General features: G+C 71.1%; 1 protein-coding gene. It reads right to left on the reverse strand.

From position 1 onward, the window contains the following. Positions 1–772 (reverse strand): AMP-binding enzyme (locus ACTT8P_RS38360; RefSeq protein ID WP_442836413.1); only part of this gene is annotated, 772 nt, incomplete at both ends.

Consider the following 772-nt stretch of genomic DNA (forward strand, 5'->3'; position numbering starts at 1 on the left):
CCGACACCAACCGCGCCCGCAACACCTCATGCCGCACCACCAACGCCCGCACCGCAGACGCCAACACCCCCGCATCCACACCAACCGGCGTCCTGACTCGGTTGGACTGGACGACCTCGCTCAACCGGCCGAGCCCGACCCGCTCGATCAGTTCGCACATCACCGGAGTCAGCGGCACGTCGCCCACGCCGGGCTCCCCGTCCCCGGCCGGACCGTCGCCCAGTACGTCCGCCACTTTCGCCAGCCCGGCCGGCGTCCGCTTCTCGAACACCTGCCGGGACGAGAGGGCCAAACCCGCGCGCCGGGCCCCCGACACCAGGAGCATCGACAGGATCGAGTCGCCGCCCAGGAGGAAGAAGTCGTCGTCGACCCCGACTTCCTCAACGCTCAGTACGTCGGCGAAGAGGCCGCAGAGCACCGCCTCGACCGGGGTCGAGGGCGCCCGGCCTGACCCGCTTTCCGCCTCGGGGGCCGGCAGGGCCGTGTGGTCGACCTTGCCGTTCGGTGTCAGCGGCACCTCGTCCAGCACCATCACCACAGCCGGCACCATGTATTCCGGCAACCTCGCGGCAGCGAACTCCCGCACTGCCGAAGGCTCACCGCGCGACACCACGTACGCGACAAGCCGCCCGTCCCGCGCCACGACAGCGGCCTGAGCCACATCGGGGTGGGCGGCGACGACGGACTCCACCTCACCGAGTTCGATCCGGAAGCCGCGGATCTTCACCTGGGCGTCGGCGCGGCCCGCGAAGTGCAGCAGCCCGTCGTCCGA

The sequence above is a fragment of the Streptomyces sp. JW3 genome, from assembly GCF_052216785.1.
GTDB lineage: Bacteria > Actinomycetota > Actinomycetes > Streptomycetales > Streptomycetaceae > Streptomyces.